Raw genomic sequence first — 17,375 nt, 5'->3', positions numbered from 1 at the left:
CAAGGACTGCATCGAAGCCAGAACCGGCGGGTTCGTCTCAACGAGATAAGCCATGTCGATAACGCGTTGCGGCTCGATGCTGCTTTGCCGGCCTTTGTTTGCGGCCCGGTACTCCTCGCTGCGTTTGCGCGATTGGCTTCGATTTGTCGCTTTGACGCCAACTTGCCTCCTTGATTTCTCTACTTAGCAATGGAGCAATCCGTTTGTCGCGAAGACCACGCCTCAATCCTCGGTTCCGGCTCCTCCACGATGCGACGGTGGCTGATCCGGAGGATACGACCGATCGGTCAACAGCGGAGCAATGAAAGTATGGAGGTTTGATCCATCAAACAGATAGGCTGCGATGCCGGCCGCTTGCGCCGCTGCAAGGTCGCTCTGCTTGTCGCCGATCATGAAACTAGCATCGATATCCACCGAGTACCGCTCAAGGAGGGCTCTAATCATCCCCGGCTGCGGCTTACGGCAGCTGCAGAGGATACGGTAACGCTCGATCAGGCCGTCGGGGTGATGTGGGCAAAATTCGAACGCATCAATACGGGCACCAACCATAACAAGTTCACGCGACATCCATTCGTGCAGATTGCGGACATGCCGCTCCTCGTAAAACCCCCTCGCAATTCCTGATTGGTTGGTCACGACAAACGCAAGATACCCGGCTTCATTGACTGCTTTGACAGCCTCGGGGGCTCCTTTTACCCACCGAATCTTGCCGGGATCGAAAGCATAGCCGTCGTCCTCGTTGAGAACGCCATCGCGATCGAAAAATACTGCCGGACGCTTCAAATCTCAGTGACCCAAATCGGAGGGGATACCCGCCGATCTTCCGACAATCACGGCTTCATTTCAACATGTCATGCGACGGGACAACGTCGTTCTCCGCGAGCGCGCCTTTTGCATCTAGGTCTTCGCTGTTCATGCGCGAATTGGCTTTGTTTTGTCGGTTTCATACCGGCCGGCCTCGTCTAGTCCTTGCCCTAAGAGCGTGAGAACAAGAGCCATTCCTGCCGCAAAAACGAGCAAGATTGTTGCTGCAGAAAGGACTGGCCTTCATCCGCGATTGGAGCGTTACTGATTCGACCGGGCGCCACATTCGATCGTAGTGCCGGTATCTCGCCTTGCGGAAGCGGGGCCAAGCAGTGCGGCAATTGAAGCCGCTTATTTTTGCGTAGGAGATACCGGTGACACGGCTCAAACAAATGGCGCTGATGCGCCCAATCACATCATCAGGTTCAGCCCCAATGACCGCCGCCACTTTATCGGCGGCTCGGATGCGCGTGTCATCATGAGTGACGACCAGGACAAGCTCACCCGCCTTTGGTCAAGAGAAACGTGGAGAGGTCGCCACCAGAAGATCTCGGATAAATTTCATCGTCCAACTCGGCACGATAACAGAGGTCCTCAATCGAGCCTGGTACCAGCGCTCAACAGGACAAACGATCTCAGACATCCAAAAGCGCGTTCGGCACCCGGTGCACAAATGGATGGCGGCAACACTCGATGGCATGGTCGAGCAGACCGGAGCGGTGTTCGAGACCAAGTTCATGCTGCCTTGGGCGTTCACGGAGGAGGCCGTCGCCGAAAAGCATATGGCACAGCTGCAGCGTAATATGTGGGTGGTCGCCGCTCGCTCGCCCGTACTCTCGATCATCACCGGCGGTGGCAAATGGGTTGAGATCAAGATCCACGCCGATCCGCTCTATCAGCATCTGCTCCTCACCGCCGAGAAGAAGTTTGGCGCTGCGTTCAGAGCGGCGAGACGCCTCTGCTCTTCAACATCGAAACGCCGCGACCAAGGCTGGAGGCCGTTAAGGTCGTCGATATGTCTTCGTCCAATGCCTGGGCCGAGTTCGCTGCAACCTATCTCCGCACCAAGGACGCCCACGGGGAGCACGAGCTCTCCAAAGCTGAGTTGAAGAAGCTCGTGCCCGACGATGCCAAGGAGGCAAGCGGGCACGGGATCAAGGCCAAGCGCTCCAAGTCCGGCGCGATCAGCTTTGACGCTTTCGTTTTGGAGGGTCCGATGCATCAGTCCAGTGAGCGGATCGGGGCCATCGCAGGGCGCCCTCGCCCGGGCACAGGCCGAGCTTACCAACCCGGAAAAGCCTTACGGCGGTAATCCGGTCCCCCTTCCCGCGGGAGGGCGACCGGACCTTCCGCTACGCCTCGCTGGCTTCGGGCCTGGACATCGTCCGCAAGACGCTAGCAGGAGATCGCAACCGTCCAGACCACACGGATCGATCCCGGGAGCGGCCAGGTGCATCTCACGACCCTGCTGGTCCATGCCTCTGGTGAATGGATTTCCTCCGATTGGCCCGTCTGCGCCGCAAAGGAGGTCGAGGCGCCGCATCGGATGGGAGCCTCATTGACCTATGCCCGCCGCTACGCCCTATTTGCTCTAGTTGGCATTGCCGGTGAGGACGACCTCGACGCCCTGATGCAATCGCCGGACCTCCCGCGCCGCCCAGCCGCAAATGGCTGCCGGGCCGAAAGCAAAGCCCGCCAAAGCCGTCTTGAACCGACAGGCTATCCTGAAGCCCCAGCAATCGGCTGAGCTACGGGAGCGGCTGCTGGCGGAGCTGGCGGCAGCCTTGGGGAACAGCGACGACCTCCTGGCTTGGGCCCCTGAAGAACACCCTTCTGGGGGCCGACGCCCGGGCGCTGAGGCGGCCTATCAGGCGAGGCTCGGGGAGACGGCCCGGCCAGAGACCGAAGCTGATCTACCACCACCCGAGGCTGAGCGCGCCCCCGGACAGGAACCGGCGGAAGAACTTTCCCTCTCCCAAGCTGCTATCCCGGGCTCAAGCTCGGACGGGCCGGCGGATCAGTCAGGGACCGACCTCGCCTTCCCCAAAGAGCCCCCGCGCAAGCGGAGCAAGGCCCACCTTGCTTTGTCCGGGCGCAGCCCTGCCTGGTCTGCAAGCAGGCTCCATCCGATGCCCACCACCTCAAGTTCGCCCAGCCGAGAACACTAGGGCGCAGGGTCAGCGACGAATACACCGTCCCGTTATGCCGCTCTCACCATCAGGCTCTCCATCGCCATGGCAACGAAAAGGCATGGTGGGTCGATATGCAGATATCGCCCTTGCCTCTCGCGAGCGAGTTATGGGCAGCGAGTCCTGTTCATGACCACGACAATCCTACTGTGGCCACTTTCGATACTACATCGCAGGGCCGGCCGGAGGTCACACGGGAATGAATGGCCCCTTCAGCAACGCCACTCCCGCAACCACATCCGCTATTCCGGCCGAATTCAGGCCTTGTGTCCCGCTCCGCAACTTCTGCCCGGAGAAAGCATCGACCGTTATCGCGCGCGCCAGACCGTCATCTTCCGCGACATAGCCCCCCAATGGGCAAGCGAGTGGCTGCTTGCCATTGATCTTGCGGAGCTCTCCTGGGAGATGCAGCGCTACCGAATTCCGCGGCACAAGCTGCTGGAACACATCAACAAAAGGCAAGAGAGATGACGCTTCGTCGGATAGACGTGCCCGCCATCGTGCCCGACTTAGAATGACGTCGAACGCTACATCATTCAGAACGCGCTCGATTGGCGGCTGGACCGCATCGCGGCAGTCGAGATTGAAGCACGTCTGGCATCATATGGCTTCGATCAGCACACCATTAGCGTGGAAGTTTACGTGTAGGCTCGCGAGATCCTCACCTTGTTCGAGACGTTAATGAACGCGGCACAGCTAAGACGGCTGTTCTTGCTCAAGGAGATCGTTAGCCGACGCCGAATGCAGGACCCGGCTAGCTTCGTCCGCGGTCAACCGAAGGTCCGATCAAGAACGAGGTACAGTCCGCTGCTGCAGAACCAATCCAGCGAGGCATCGAGATCGTGAAAGCGGCATCGAACATGCCCTCGAAGTCAGTGTGCGAGTGACGCCGCCGGTGTGCTCAGTCGCTATGTAACGGCTAGTAACGCCGCTGTTGTGATGCAGGCTGAGCCAATTTTCAACCAGCAGCTGGAACAGGCGACCGAATAAAGATGTCCAGAGCTACCCATTCAATCCAGAATACCCGCGCCGTTGACGGGTTATCTAACGACTCTCCCTTGATCGTTTTCATCGCGACGTCAAGTCCTCGAGCTCTGTCTTTGACCTTCCATTCGCTCATTACTCGCGGCGTTAGGAGTCTAAGGTTTGCAGCGGTGATCATCAACGATTCGTCTGAGACCTCCCACATGATGATGTGTCGAACGCTGCAGGCGGCCGGTTCCATTCTATTGTTGAGTAATCGTGTGCGAACTACGGGGTTGGACCTGGAAATAGAGAGTCCGATTTGCCCAGCGCTCCATAGACTGCAAGGCCAACCCACTCTCTTGTCCCGATATGCACCAGGAGAATCGACGAGGCGAAGTTGCCGAAGTCGAGCCAGGAACTGCGCTCAGCGGTGAGCCAGCCAGTAGGGACCGGCTCTACCGGGAAGCCAGAGGCACGAAACAGTCCTACTGCTCGAGGCATATGGTAGGCGGAAGTAACGAGCAACCAGCGCTGACCGGCAGTCGGCGTGGCGATCGCCTTAGAAAAAGACGCGTTCTCGACAGTGTTGCGCGAGTCGGCTTCTATCTGCACGCGATCCTTCGGAATCCCTAATTCATTGAGGATTTGCAGAGCGTAATCTGCCTCTCGCAGCTCGTTCGGCCGGAGTTCAGGGCTTCCCCCGGAATAGATGACGCGAGCCGTGGGATAACGGCGGGCGAGCCTTGCGCCTGTGATTAGTCGATCGATTCCTATGTCGGAAACCGGGAGTCCTCGGGCGGCCGAGATTTCTGGCTTGGTCGTTCCCCCGAGAATGATGATACCGGTCGGCGGATCCGCACTTGGCACCCACGCCGGAAAGCGATCTTCTAGGGGCTGTAGTAACAGGCTGCCTACCGGCGTGAACCCACATGTTGCGAGGGCAAGCAGGGAAAGGACGGCGACCTTGCGACCAGCAGAGGCAAAGCGCGTCAGGAGCAGCAGACAACCGGCCAGGCCGAGGGCCGCCAGGAGATTTGGCAGGATGGATAGGACGCCGAGCGTTTTTGACACCAAGAACACGGGCGGGGCCTGACGCTACTTCCGATCCTTCGCAATCGAATTTTCGTACTCCTTGACTTGCTCGATATTGATTTTCAGCACCACCCCACAGCAGATGGCAAATGCGATCCATCCGATTACAACAAGTTTCACGGCAGCCTCCATTTTTGACCTCAGCAGAGCTGAAGGGTTGGGCCAGTTAGGTTAAAACCGCGGCCGTGGCATCCGTAGCTGGAGAGAGACGGTCCGGACGGCTGCCGGGGTTGAGCTGGCAAACGTACAGCTACCAGATCTCGTTACGTATATAAATCTCCTACTTCTTCGGGAGTAAGAGGCGATATTCCCAGTCGCCAGCGCCTTTTTTGCGGCGCATGACGAGCCCGCCGTGAAACGAAGTGCCGTCGATAAGACGTAAGACGGAATCGACCACTATCATAGCCTTCAAGCCGCCGTCCTGCGCAATATCAATCCTCGGTCGGCAATAGAGTGGCTGCTCGCATTCGACACCGCGGAATTTTCCTGGGAGATGCTACGCTACCGCTCCAGGAGATCGAGGAAGAACCGACACAGCAGCAATCTCTAAGAAGCCTCAACAAGAGCCCCGGAGGCCGACTTGATACAGCGCTGGAATAAAAAAGGCCGCCCACAGAGGCGGCCTAACGTGTACAGTCCTCGAAAAGAACCTCGACGGGACCAGCACAATTGCGTGGCGCATGGCGTGGCATGAACAGCAACCCCTGGGCTTGCAACCATCCCGAACGGTCATCGCTCGGCGATCGTGCCTGCAGCTGCGGCGGCGCCGGGAAAATTTTGAACAAGTTTGTGCGCCTACCGCTCACGGCGCGCTGCCTGAATAGTCCACTTAGGCCCGGCCTTGGGAATGCCCTCAGCCGACTGCCTGTTTTGGCGATTTGGAAGAATGAACCTCTAACGAAGCGGCTGGATGCTGTGGCCACGTACCGAAATAGCGGTGCCCGATCGGTCGACCCCTAGTCGGACCTGCTTCTGAATCGGTGGGCGATCAATCAATTCTTAAGGTGTGGAGCTTCTCAGCCGATGACAAGTAAGCTGCGTGAGCGCACCGAACGCCATCCTTAAGAGAGGTATTCGCGTGCCAGCCAATCCTGGCGAGGCGGCTGACGTCGAGCAGCTTGCGCGGCGTGCCGTCAGGCCGCGAGCTGTCGAAACTGATCTCGCCGCTGTACCCGACGATTTCGGCAACCACCCGCGCGAACTCTGCGATGGTGATGTCCTCGCCGGCACCGATATTGACCAACTCGGCGCCCGAATAGGCCTTCATCAGATGCACGCAGTCATCCGCCATGTCGTCGACATAAAGGAACTCGCGCCGCGCCGTCCCTGTGCCCCAGACGACGACATTCTTCGCGCCCGAAACCTTGCCTCGCGGAAGCGGCGGATCAGGGCGGCGACCACGTAACTCAGCTCGGGATGATAATTGTCGCCGGGGCCGTAGAGATTGGTCGGCATCACGCTGATGAAGTCGCATCCGTACTGGCTGCGATAGGCCTCGGCCATCTTGATCCCGGCGATCTTGGCGATCGCATAGGGCTCGTTGGTCGGCTCCAGCGGGCCCGTCAGGACGGAATCTTCTCGCAATGGCTGCGGCGCCATTTTTGGATAGATGCAAGACGAGCCCATAAACATCAGCTTCTCGGCGCCGTTCCGATGCGCGGCCTGGATCACGTTGGCCGCGATGTTGTCGTAGATGAACTCGGCCCGCAGCGTGTTGTTGGCAACGATGCCGCCGACTTTCGCGGCGGCGAGGAAGATCACCTGCGGTCGCGCTTCGCGAACCAGTCGAACACCGCCGTCTGGTTGCATAGATCGAGCGCACGCCGGTCCACCGTGACGAGCCTGACGTCCTCCCGTTCGAGCCGGCGCGCAAGCGCGCTGCCGACCATGCCGCGATGGCCGGCGACGTAGACGCTTTTGCCTTTCAGCTCAAATGGTGCGTTTGCCACTGGCCGCGTCCCGTTTTGCGTCTGCCAGATCGCTTGCCATCATCTCCGCGACGAGCTCTGCAAAGCTTCGCTTCGGCGTCCAGCCAAGCACCTCGCGCGCCTTGCTGGCGTCGCCGACGAGGAGATCGACCTCGGTGGGGCGGAAATAGGTCGGATCGACCTTCACCACTCCTTCTTAGCGAGATCCACAATAAGCTGAACGCGACGGACCAAATTGCTAAGGCGCGCGGGCCTGTGCGGACGCAGGCAATCTTCCCGACGCCATACGTGTTTCTATGGATCTCGACCAACGCATGTAGGTCGGCTACACGATGCCGTCACTTTGCTTGGACGGTTGACCCGCGATGAAACGGCTTCAATGCGCGGTTCACCACTGCCAAATCTTATCTGCCGGCTCTTTCCCGCCTGATTGCAATAATTAGCTTCTTCAAACCGACGATTATGCTATTTGCAATTGCGCTTAAACGGGATCGGCCTCGCCCGCGAGCATTGAGCACTCTGGTTGCCGCGATCCTCTGCCTGCATCTCAAGCTTCGCTCCGATCGTCAGATAATCCGCCTAAAGAAACAGATCATCGCCAAGCCTATCGAGGCAGCGATGCCGCCAGCAATAGGTTTAGCCGCCCGGGGCCGATCAAACTGACTGAATATCTGATAGGGATTGCCTCTCGGTTGGTCGAAAGCCTAGCGATGCAGTGCCAGCTACCGTCGCGCATCTCGCCCCCAACTTCGCTCAAACCATTGAGAATGAGTTGAGGAGCGGCCTCACCCACTTGTTTGTTGATGAGATTCCTTACTATCTCGGCGTCACACGTAGGTAGTATCGGACGTTCTGCGGTTAATCCAACCGCGAAAGCTGTTAGCAAGAGAGCGGCGATGCTTCCGCCAAAGACAAATGACCTCACCGTCCCTCCAACGCGAGCCCGTGCCGACGGACGCAGCCGAACCAGTTAACGTCACAATGATTTGCTAGTGGTTAACAAGAACTCTACAATTACCGTAACGTTCCCGTCGTTTCAGCAACGCGAGCGCGCGTTGGACCCTGCCCAACGGACCTGAATCGGCGGTACGCTGTAATGAAAATGTCACCTTCAGAAGCCCGGCATAACCTGCAGCGACCTAAGTTCCCACTTCAATCGCGGCGGAAGTAGATTGAGCCCCGTCAATTTCTCGTGCACGCTTGCGAGCACGAATTCCTGTTTGCGTCGAACGGCGCCAGAGCAATACCCGCAGTAAGAACAAGGTGCCGAAGTCAATCTCGGCCAAATTGTACAACGAATGGTAGAGTCTACTCATCTTCTGAGCCTGCCGCCGGCCCATTTTCGCAGAAACGCGACGTTCACTAGCTTGCTCCTCTAGGCTGCACGACAGGGTCAGTTTGCCCGGACGACAGGCTGTCGATTCATGCTACGGCACGGCCGATCAAAGACTTACTAACATCGGAATTCCCGCACAGCTCTGGATGGCAGCGCTCAACTAATCCGAGGGTTCAGACCGCACATACTCTGATTCACCTCAAACAACAAGACCCTCCGCTCTCTGCGGCGCCCCGAAGGGATGAGTACACGATCATTGAGTCTGTGCTGCTCCGGTAGCCCCTGCCGCTTGACGTACTTCTGTGAATAGAGACATGACAAAGCCGGTGCCAGGAGGATACCGAACTACTCTTTTTCCTAACTTTGTAGTTGTGTGACACGCAGCTTGCGTAGGATCATCGGCGTGGTCTATGCCAAGATCCCGTTCGGCATTTCGAAAGAAATTGCCATCCTCGCGAGCCAGGCTCGCATCAATTCCGGAAAACCCAAAGCGCTGAAAGAGGCGGGGCTTGACGCAGATAACAGATATCGTCGCAGATGCCTCTCCTCTCGCTCCACGAAAAATAGGCGATGATGTTGGAGAGACAAACCATTGCGCATGCGAAAAGGCCGAGAGCTCTCAAACTCGAGCGAGACATTCCCCAAGCTTGCGAATACCCGGCGATCAGCAACGAATCCAACATACGTGCCCTTGACCATTTGGGTTCATCTTTAGTGTTTTTCCATAAACGAACATTCATCTAAGAGGCAACGACGCGAAGATTGTTCCATAGACCGCCACTCACAGGTGGCTCACACTCCGTTACCATTATTTTTTTGGGTTTAAAGCAACAACGGTACACGATGAACCCACCAAAGCGGCATGTCACGGCAGGTTTGCTTCTTGCCAGCGTCAGTAATTCGCTAGTGCGCGCCCGACCTTTCGGACTGCACGACGCACAAGCGTCTGAGGTTTTTCCGAGCTAACGCCGGTTATGAGAGGGTCAAATCCGCGCTGGTTGTCGAAGACATAGACCCGGTCGCGTTGAGATGCCGGCACCGTGTTGATTGATACAAGTACTGATGGCAGTTGTGCGGAAAAGTCGCGGCGCGCAAACCATGTGTTGATCACCATGCGCTCTGCTTTTGGTGCTTCCGGCCGGTGGATCCCGTGGGTGTCGAATAAGACGATCGATCCGGCAGGCGCATTGACCGTTACTCGCGCTGCCTGGTGTTCATTTGGGATTGCTGCTTCCGGGAACAGTTGGCCGATGGGCAGTGGATAGAACGCCGAGAGCGCGTCTTTGCTACTGCCGATGATGTAGCTAAACCCGCCGGTCGAAACATCGCTCAAATAGACGATCATGCGGATCCGATGATCGGCAAACTTCTTTCGGCCATTCAAAATTTTGTTCGATCCAGTATCGATATGCCAATCGAGAACGATGTCATCGGCGGGAAGAGAGCGTTGAAACAGGGCATGATGGATGATCGCCCTATCGCCAATTACCGACTCGATGACATCAAGGAGCGCAGGCGATGTTACCAGACGTGCGGCGGCACGGGACAGAAGAAACGGCTGGCTGAATTCTTGTGTATGTGGCGTTACCTGAGTGAGGACCTTGCATCCGTTTTCGCGCCCATATGAGAAACCCTTCTCCGTAGAAATACGCGCCGACTGCTGCAGCTCCTGAAGAGTAGTGGGATCAACGAAATCGCGGATCACGGCGAGGCCATTTCTAGAGAGTGAATCTCGAATGTCGTCCGCCTCGAACTGCGATAGTTCAAACAGCGTTTTGACAGGGCGGTCGAAGTAAGCAGTCGCAAGGCTTGGCCCACGTAGCTCGCCTGTCGTTACGTTCATGTCGCGTTCCTCCCATTCGTTTAGTTCCATAGCTTTTTAGCACACCGCTGAAACCCAAAACCATCGGAGATTGCGGCGTCGTCCTTGGTCATCGGGCGGCTTCCACAGCCTTGAGTGCCGAATGCGTCCAAATGACCGATTTTATCCTCTGGCCCACATGTGCTGCGCGATAGCCATATCGAAGTGCTGGAGCATCCCATCTGGCAGAGTTGCGGCCATGCCGAGATGGGCGAGAAGGACATGCTGTCGATGTTAGACCTTAGCTCCCTAACTAGGACGAACGCTGATTACTGGCTTAAAGCCGAGCCATCACGTTGATAGCTAGTGCGGTGGCAAAGCGACTTTTGGCAGTGAAAGCGCGATAACAAACGGTAACGGCAATGCCCCGGCGAGGCGCGCAGCTGGAGTTCTGACGGCGAGCTCCGGCGTCGGCAAGCAGCAAGCTTCTACATCGTTGGCTTGAACCATTTCTCGATCATCGATTGCCAGACCTTCGATAGCGAGGGGGACGGCTTCTATGTCGGCGGTGAGGACAACACGACTGGCAAGTCGCAACATTTCAAGTTCGACCACTGTTACGCCAACGGCGCCTCGCGCAACGGCTACTCGGTGGTCGGTGCCGCCTATGGCGATTTCTCGGGCTGCACGGCGACTGGGATGTCCTATGGCATTGCCCACAGCAACATCTCCTATGGCCGGGACTTCGGACGGCTCGCTCTCTGTCAATGTCGCTGTCAACGTGTCTCACGCAAAGCATCAGGTGTCAGACGGGTTTCCACGCAAATGTCGGCGCGCAGGTGCCAGGAATCATATCGAGAGGATCGGCTATGTGGAGGCCAACACCACGGGCTTCTACGCCTCAGCTTCCAGGCTCAGGCGTCCGGGTAATGGAGCTCGCTACACGGGCAACTCCACAACTTCACCAACGTAGCCGAGCGATCGGAAGTTTTCCCATAATCGATTTGACGATAGATATGATAATGCCTGCGCTGGACGAAGGCTCTACCATAGTTGCGATCGTAACGACATCATGGGGAACGCTACAAGTAGCAGGCTTTGGTAGCGAGAATTCGCTCCAGTTCGTAGACGCGAATCCGTCGCATCTCATGCTGTCGGAGGATATGCAACTGCGCGTCGCCGCACCACAATGTCTAGCTGCGGCCGCGGCTAGCTGTTACCGCTCCTCTCAATGAGTGCACTTATTTGCAGCACCCGGTTAAATTTTTGCAGCACCCGTTTGAATTCGGCGGATCGCGCGCCATCGTTTCTACACGATCCCTATAAGGGACTGCTTTGGCCTTCAGCACTTTGCAAGCGTTTAAAGCTCCGAAGACGTTGGTCGAACAGCTCAGAGCAGTGCGGATCTGACGCCAAGCCAGAACGCTGCAATCGAGAAGACCACCACGGACAGCACCTTCGGCGGAAGCCAACCTGATCCTGGATAATGACCGCGAATGCGCGCAATGATAGTGGCTACACCAACGATCACCGCGAGGACCATGATCCAGAAAGCCCCGCCATCCTGCCCCCCCACGAACAGGAAGGTCGCGATAAGTGCAATCACCCAATCCATCAGCGCTTCATCGTTCTTCAATTCTGATAATCTTGACTTGGAACGTGACGGGACTAAGAAGCTCAATACAGTTGATCTGACCAGGGCGGCCGAGCGCTCCTGTGAGGATCAATCCCCTAGCCTGGGATCAAATGGCCCTTCGCTCTTGTCCAAGCAGTCCCTTCAATTTAGCCGAGTTTTGAATGAAACTCCAGGCTTCGCTTGCACTGTTGCTCACGAGAGGGCTCTTGACGTGGGGAGCTCGTAAGGGATGAAACAAAGCTCCGAATGCGCGAATTTGAAAAGCGGATGGAACGGTTCGTTGAACGTGGGGCGTCAATTTAGCGCTGTTCTTGTGGCATCTATGGTTCCGATGACAACTACTGGCGCGGCCATCGCGCTGACGCTCCTGATCATTTTCAGCGCACTGTCGATCGCTTCGAACAATTGGCATCTGACGCTGCGATCTTCGGGTGCCATATTTCCTTTAGCTATATTCGCTCTTGTTACACTCAGTATCCTGTGGTCACCTCACCCGTTTGGACCAGGCGGGCCTCACACGACGTGAAGCTCTTGCTAATTCCCATCGTCATGGCCGGTGCATACACCAGCCGGCAGGCAATGAACATAGCATATGGCTTTGCTGCAGCATGCACTATCTTACTAGTTCTATCTCTCGCCTCGTTAACGTGGCACGCCGGTCCCTGGGAATGGTTTAAGGGTCCCGGGGTGCCAGTGAAGGATAATGCGGCTCAAAGCACCTGTTTCTCGCTGTGCGCTTTCGGCTTAGGAATTTACTCAATTCGCCTTTTGCAGCTGAAACAGCAATTGACTGCAGTTTTAGTAGGCCTTTTGGCCGTCGCGCTATTTACAGATGTCTTCCTGATCACCCTATCGAAAACAGGGGTGCTAATCGCTCTGGCGCTTACCTTAAGGCTTTGCCTACATCGGCACTTGGCGAAGCCGTGTTGCGGTGACGATTCCTTTGTGCCTGATTGCCGGCTTAGCCGTTACTTTTTCCAGCGAAGCACAACGCCGGGTCGAAGAGATTAGGACTGATCTCCGCGCTCTTGATCAATCGAAGATTATCGCTACGGCGGTCCCTCAGATCAACGCCGGCAGCTCCCCCATGCCCGAAAACAGAGATCGGATGCTTCTTCAGGTCCCACAATGTCGACTGCAAGTCGACTCGATTTCTGGAAAAAAGCAATCGAATTCATCGGCCAAGCGCCCATCTTGGGGCATGGCTCAGGAAGTACCAAGTCGCTGTATGCTTCGTTGGAAAAAGACAGAGCTTTCCCGGTCCCCATAATCAGTTTTTCGCAATCGCGATACAGGCGGGTCTCGTCGGTGGAGCGCTTCTTGTAGCTATGTGGATAGCGCATATTCGCCGCTTCTGGGGTCCTGGTGTTCCTCAAGTTTTGGGACAGGCCGTCGTGCTTCAGAACGTGCTAGGGTCGCTTTTTAATAGCCAACTCTCCCACGTTACCCAGGGAGTCCTGTGTTGCTTTGCTGTAGGACTGCTCGCAGCCATACTGCGACGCTGCGCTCCAACACCGTCAGGGTATTATTGTAGAATCCCAGCACGTGCTACAATCACGATCTGCCTTAGACGAAAACATCGATGTTAACGGATGTCGGTAAGGCGGTTAGCAAGGATTGGCGAGGCCACATATGTACATCGTTGTCATGGTGGGGACACTAGTACTAGGAAGCCTGGTGTTTTTTGCCCTTTTCTTCGCCGGTCAATTGACTTCAGCAGCAAGGTACCTAGACAACGAGCGGGAGTAATATCTCTGGCTCGCATCTGCTTCGAGTAAACCGTTCCTCGAAAGGCATTTCAACATACATCCCGGCATCTGCTTGATATCGATATCACTATTTGCGATTTTTCCGACCGCTTGGCTCTGAAAAATCTGAGAGATCAATTGGCCAAAGGTCGGCAACTTTGCTGATGCCAATGTCCTCTCCATTTCGAAAGCCAATCCGATCAGAGTAAACAACGGCAGCAATTGTTACCATCATCCAGTAGAGGGAGACCACGAGATCCTCCGTTTTGGTTCCCATCGGTCCGAATACAATCTACCACGCACACGTGCTAGAATAAGAGGCCAACACATCCTGACAACTGAGAAGGGACACCTTCAAACAAGAAGTCGCGTGGCATGGTGTTTGACACAGTCCCCCCTTCTTCGGTCAATCTCGATAGTAGCCACGATACCATTTGACGAATTGCTTAACCCCATCCTCGATGCTCGTCGAAGGTCTAAAACCGACGTCGCGCATGAGATCATCGACATCAGCGTAGGTCGCCGGCACGTCTCCGGGCTGCATGGGGAGCATCTCTTTGGCAGCGACACGCCCCAACTCTTTCTCAAGTAAAGCAACGACATCCATGAGCTGCGTGGGCCTATTGTTCCCGATGTTGTAAACCATCCATGGCGCGACACTGCGCCCGGGGTCAGGAGCATCCGCGGAACCTCGCTGCGCAGGAGTGGGGGGGCGGTCGATCAGCCGGATGATGGCCTCTACGACGTCGTCGACATAGGTGAAATCACGCGACATTTGCCCGTGATTGAACAGTTTGATGGGTTTGCCCTCCACGATCGCTTTTGCAAAAATGAACATCGCCATGTCGGGCCGACCCCAAGGTCCATACACCGTAAAGAACCGCAGGCCGGTGGTCGGCAGCGAGAACAGATGGCTGTACGAATGTGCCATCAACTCGTTCGCCTTCTTGGACGCCGCGTAGAGGCTAATCGGGTGATCGACGTTATCGCGGACCGAGAACGGCAGCTTCTTGTTCGAGCCATACACAGAGGATGACGAGGCATAGAGAAGGTGCCGACATTGCGTGTGCCGACAGCCCTCGAGGATGTTCATGAAGCCTTGCAGGTTCGCGTCGACGTAGGCATGCGGGTTCTCCAGGGAGTATCGAACGCCGGCCTGAGCCGCCAAATGCACAACATGGGAAAACTGGGATTCGGCAAAAAATGGAGCGATCGCATCGCGATCAGCGAGATCCATCCTGACGAAGCGGAAGGATGGAAGCTTCTCAAGCACGCGAAGCCGCGCCTCCTTTAGCGTAGGGTCATAATAGTCGTTGACGATATCGAGACCAACGACCTCCCGACCGGCCGACGCGAGCCGCTGCGCGACATGAAAACCTATGAAACCGGCGACACCGGTCACAAGAATCTTTTGGTCAGTCATTGCGCCTGTTACCTGCTCAGAATCTAAAGTCGCCAGAGTTCGATCTCGGCTGGCTTGGTCGCCCGATCCAGCCGGGACTTGACGTCCAGTACTAGGCCTTGCCTTTCCTTCAACAATGTCTGCAAGAACGGCCACCCCAAATTAATGAAATTGTCATGCGCAACAGCGAGGACGACGGCGTCCGCCGGCTGCTGCTCGTTGTGGTCGGAGAGCGCAATTCCATACTCGCGGAGGGCCTCAGCGGGATCCGCCCAGGGATCGCTAACCTGGACCTTGATGCCGAACGATTCCAGTTCGCGGACGATATCGATGACCTTGGAGTTACGAAGGTCCGGCACGTTCTCCTTGAACGTCACGCCCAGCACAGTGACGACCCCGCCGCGCGATCCTCGTTTAAGAAGGCGCCGGACGCACTCGCGCGCAATCCGCGCGCCCATATCGTCGTTGATGCGCCGTCCGGCAAGGATAACTTGAGGATGGTACTTCGCGATCTCGGCTCGATAGGTCAGATAATAGGGATCGACTCCGATGCAGTGTCCTCCGACAAGACCAGGCTGAAATGGGAGGAAATTCCACTTGGTGCGAGCGGCGGCCAGCACGTCGCCGGTATCAAGATCGAGCGCATGGAAAATCTGCGAGAGTTCATTCATGAAAGCGATGTTGAGATCGCGCTGCGTGTTCTCGATCACCTTAGCGGCTTCCGCGACCTTGATCGATGGCGCCTCGTAGATGCCGGCCGTTACGACTGCACCATAGACGTCGGCAACGATCCTAAGCGATCCGGCGTCCTGCGCCGACACCACCTTCTGGATGGTTTCGAAACGATGCGCCTTGTCTCCGGGATTGATTCGCTCGGGCGAATAGCCAACGTGGAAATCAACGCCGGCCTTGAGTCCGGAGGCACGCTCGAGCATCGGAACGCATTCCTCTTCGGTCGCGCCGGGATACACGGTCGACTCGTATACGACAATGTCTCCCTTCTTCAATGCGCCACCAACGGACCTAGATGCGCTCAAAAGTGCGCGAAGGTCGGGCTTGTTGGCGCCGTCGATCGGCGTTGGAACCGTGACGATGAAGAAGTCGGCCGCAGCCAGGTCTGCCGGCTGATTCGTGTATGCGATCCGCGCCGCTCCCAGAGCAGCCGCATCGATTTCGCGCGTACGGTCCTGGCCTCGACGCAACTCTGCGATTCGCTCAGCGCTGATGTCGAATCCGGTGACCCGATATCCAGCCCGACCAAACGCAACCGCCACTGGAAGCCCGACATAGCCGAGGCCGATGACGCCAATGTTTCGGATAGTTGGCAAACCTGTCCGCTCCTGCCAGAACCGCGCTGCAGCGTCTCGTTAGCTAGGAAGCCCCCCTGTTGCAATCCCCTATCTTTCCCAAGCCGCTAGCTCTTGAGGCCACCTGCCTTTAAAGTTAGCTATGGTGTCGCAAACCGCGGCTCGGAAGTCAGCTCATCATGTCCCAAAAAGCCCTCATTTTCGGAATATCCGGGCAGGACGGCTCGTTATTGGCCGCGCATCTGCTCGAGCGCGGTTACGCGATCCACGGGACATCCCGCGACAGGGAGCTCGGCATCTTCGCGAACCTGCAGCGGCTGGGTATTCGTGATCGGGTGGTGCTGCACTCTGTCGATCCTGCCGATTTCGGTAGCGTCCTGAGCGTCGTTTCCGATACGACTCCCGACGAAATCTACAATCTCGCAAGTCAATCTTCCGTCGGCCTGTCATTTGACCAACCGATCCAGACGCTGGAATCCACCATTTTCAGTGCGCACAATATCGTCGATTCTGTCCATCGGCTGAAACTAAGCTCTCGCGTCTACAATGCTTGCTCGAGCGAATGCTTCGGCAATACTGACTTGCCGGCAGACGAAACCACCCCGTTCGGTCCGCGAAGCCCTTATGGTGTCGGAAAGGCCGCGGCATTCTGGACAGTGGCAAATTACAGAGACGCACATGGGCTGTTTGCATGCTCAGGGCTTTTGTTCAACCATGACTCACCGTTGCGGCCGCAGCGCTTTGTCACCCGAAAGATCGTGGCGGGCGCCGCCGATATCGCCGAAAAGAAGACGGATAGTCTGCGAATTGGAAACCTGAACATCTCCCGCGACTTCGGCTGGGCGCCGGAATATGTTGAGGCTATGGCGATGATGCTCCAGGCCGACGCGCCCGAGGACTTCGTGATCGCAACCGGACAAACCAACTCGCTCGAGAACTTCGTTCGGGAGGCGTTCAGCTATTTCGGACTTGACTGGGAAAAACACATCGACTTTGATGAAAGGCTGCTTCGTCCGATCGACCTCAAGTGCAATTCGGCCAACCCGGCCAAGGCGAAACGAATTCTTGGCTGGGAAGCGAAAATTTTCATGAAAGACGTCGTCAGGCGGTTGGCAGACGGCGAACTCGAATATCGCGCAGCGAAGGCGGGGGCTTAGCGTTCCGCG

At 56.7% G+C, this 17,375-nt stretch carries 11 protein-coding genes and 3 pseudogenes; 5 read left to right on the top strand and 9 right to left on the bottom strand.

Going from position 1 to position 17,375, the window contains the following annotated elements; all coding sequences use genetic code 11:
* Positions 1–222 precede the first annotated feature (222 nt).
* Positions 223–783: a D-glycero-alpha-D-manno-heptose-1,7-bisphosphate 7-phosphatase gene (locus AC0L3B_RS26355; protein WP_473349124.1), complete on the bottom strand. Its 561-nt coding sequence runs from the start codon at positions 781–783 to the stop codon at positions 223–225.
* 436 nt (positions 784–1,219) lie between these two features.
* Between AC0L3B_RS26355 and AC0L3B_RS26350 the strand changes: the two are divergent.
* The 4 genes and pseudogenes from AC0L3B_RS26350 to AC0L3B_RS26335 all read left to right on the top strand — a co-directional run.
* Positions 1,220–2,014, top strand: a pseudogene (locus AC0L3B_RS26350) (YqaJ viral recombinase family protein); the annotation flags it as partial.
* A gap of 240 nt (positions 2,015–2,254) precedes the next feature.
* The gene (locus AC0L3B_RS26345) at positions 2,255–2,551 is read left to right on the top strand and encodes an ERF family protein (protein WP_473381352.1); all 297 of its coding nucleotides are present in this window, start codon (positions 2,255–2,257) and stop codon (positions 2,549–2,551) included.
* A gap of 357 nt (positions 2,552–2,908) precedes the next feature.
* A complete protein-coding gene (locus tag AC0L3B_RS26340) occupies positions 2,909–3,196 on the top strand; it encodes a hypothetical protein (protein WP_473381374.1) in 288 nt (95 codons plus the stop codon).
* The gene (locus AC0L3B_RS26335) at positions 3,123–3,464 is read left to right on the top strand and encodes a hypothetical protein (RefSeq protein WP_473381351.1); all 342 of its coding nucleotides are present in this window, start codon (positions 3,123–3,125) and stop codon (positions 3,462–3,464) included. The genes AC0L3B_RS26340 and AC0L3B_RS26335 overlap by 74 nt, the downstream gene beginning before the upstream one ends.
* Positions 3,465–4,244: 780 nt before the next feature.
* Here the strand turns inward: AC0L3B_RS26335 and AC0L3B_RS26330 are convergent.
* From AC0L3B_RS26330 to AC0L3B_RS26295, 8 genes and pseudogenes are all read right to left on the bottom strand, one after another.
* Entirely contained in the window at positions 4,245–5,030 is a 786-nt protein-coding gene (locus AC0L3B_RS26330) for a YdcF family protein (protein ID WP_473381350.1), read from the bottom strand.
* 1,009 nt (positions 5,031–6,039) lie between these two features.
* Positions 6,040–7,000 (bottom strand): annotated as a pseudogene (locus AC0L3B_RS26325) (GDP-L-fucose synthase family protein).
* Positions 6,981–7,169, bottom strand: a pseudogene (locus tag AC0L3B_RS26320) (GDP-mannose 4,6-dehydratase); the annotation flags it as partial. The pseudogenes AC0L3B_RS26325 and AC0L3B_RS26320, both read right to left, overlap by 20 nt.
* 2,038 nt (positions 7,170–9,207) lie before the next feature.
* Positions 9,208–10,158, bottom strand: coding sequence for a phytanoyl-CoA dioxygenase family protein (locus tag AC0L3B_RS26315; protein WP_473381349.1), 951 nt, complete (start codon positions 10,156–10,158; stop codon positions 9,208–9,210).
* A gap of 321 nt (positions 10,159–10,479) precedes the next feature.
* A complete protein-coding gene (locus tag AC0L3B_RS26310) occupies positions 10,480–10,731 on the bottom strand; it encodes a hypothetical protein (protein ID WP_473381348.1) in 252 nt (83 codons plus the stop codon).
* Between the two features lie 775 nt (positions 10,732–11,506).
* Entirely contained in the window at positions 11,507–11,752 is a 246-nt protein-coding gene (locus tag AC0L3B_RS26305) for a hypothetical protein (protein WP_473349115.1), read from the bottom strand.
* Between the two features lie 2,154 nt (positions 11,753–13,906).
* Entirely contained in the window at positions 13,907–14,923 is a 1,017-nt protein-coding gene (locus AC0L3B_RS26300) for an NAD-dependent epimerase (protein ID WP_473381347.1), read from the bottom strand.
* Positions 14,924–14,946: 23 nt separating this feature from the next.
* Positions 14,947–16,221 (bottom strand): nucleotide sugar dehydrogenase, encoded by a 1,275-nt coding sequence (locus AC0L3B_RS26295; protein ID WP_473381373.1) that lies wholly within the window; start codon positions 16,219–16,221, stop codon positions 14,947–14,949.
* Between the two features lie 167 nt (positions 16,222–16,388).
* On the opposite strand from AC0L3B_RS26295, the gene AC0L3B_RS26290 reads away from it, so the two are divergent.
* Positions 16,389–17,366: a GDP-mannose 4,6-dehydratase gene (locus AC0L3B_RS26290; protein WP_473381346.1), complete on the top strand. Its 978-nt coding sequence runs from the start codon at positions 16,389–16,391 to the stop codon at positions 17,364–17,366.
* Positions 17,367–17,375: the final 9 nt, after the last annotated feature.

The sequence above is a fragment of the Bradyrhizobium sp. Kon56 genome (assembly GCF_055807635.1).
Note: the sequence above shows the minus strand (reverse complement) of the source record. Positions and strands in the feature narration are given on the sequence as shown.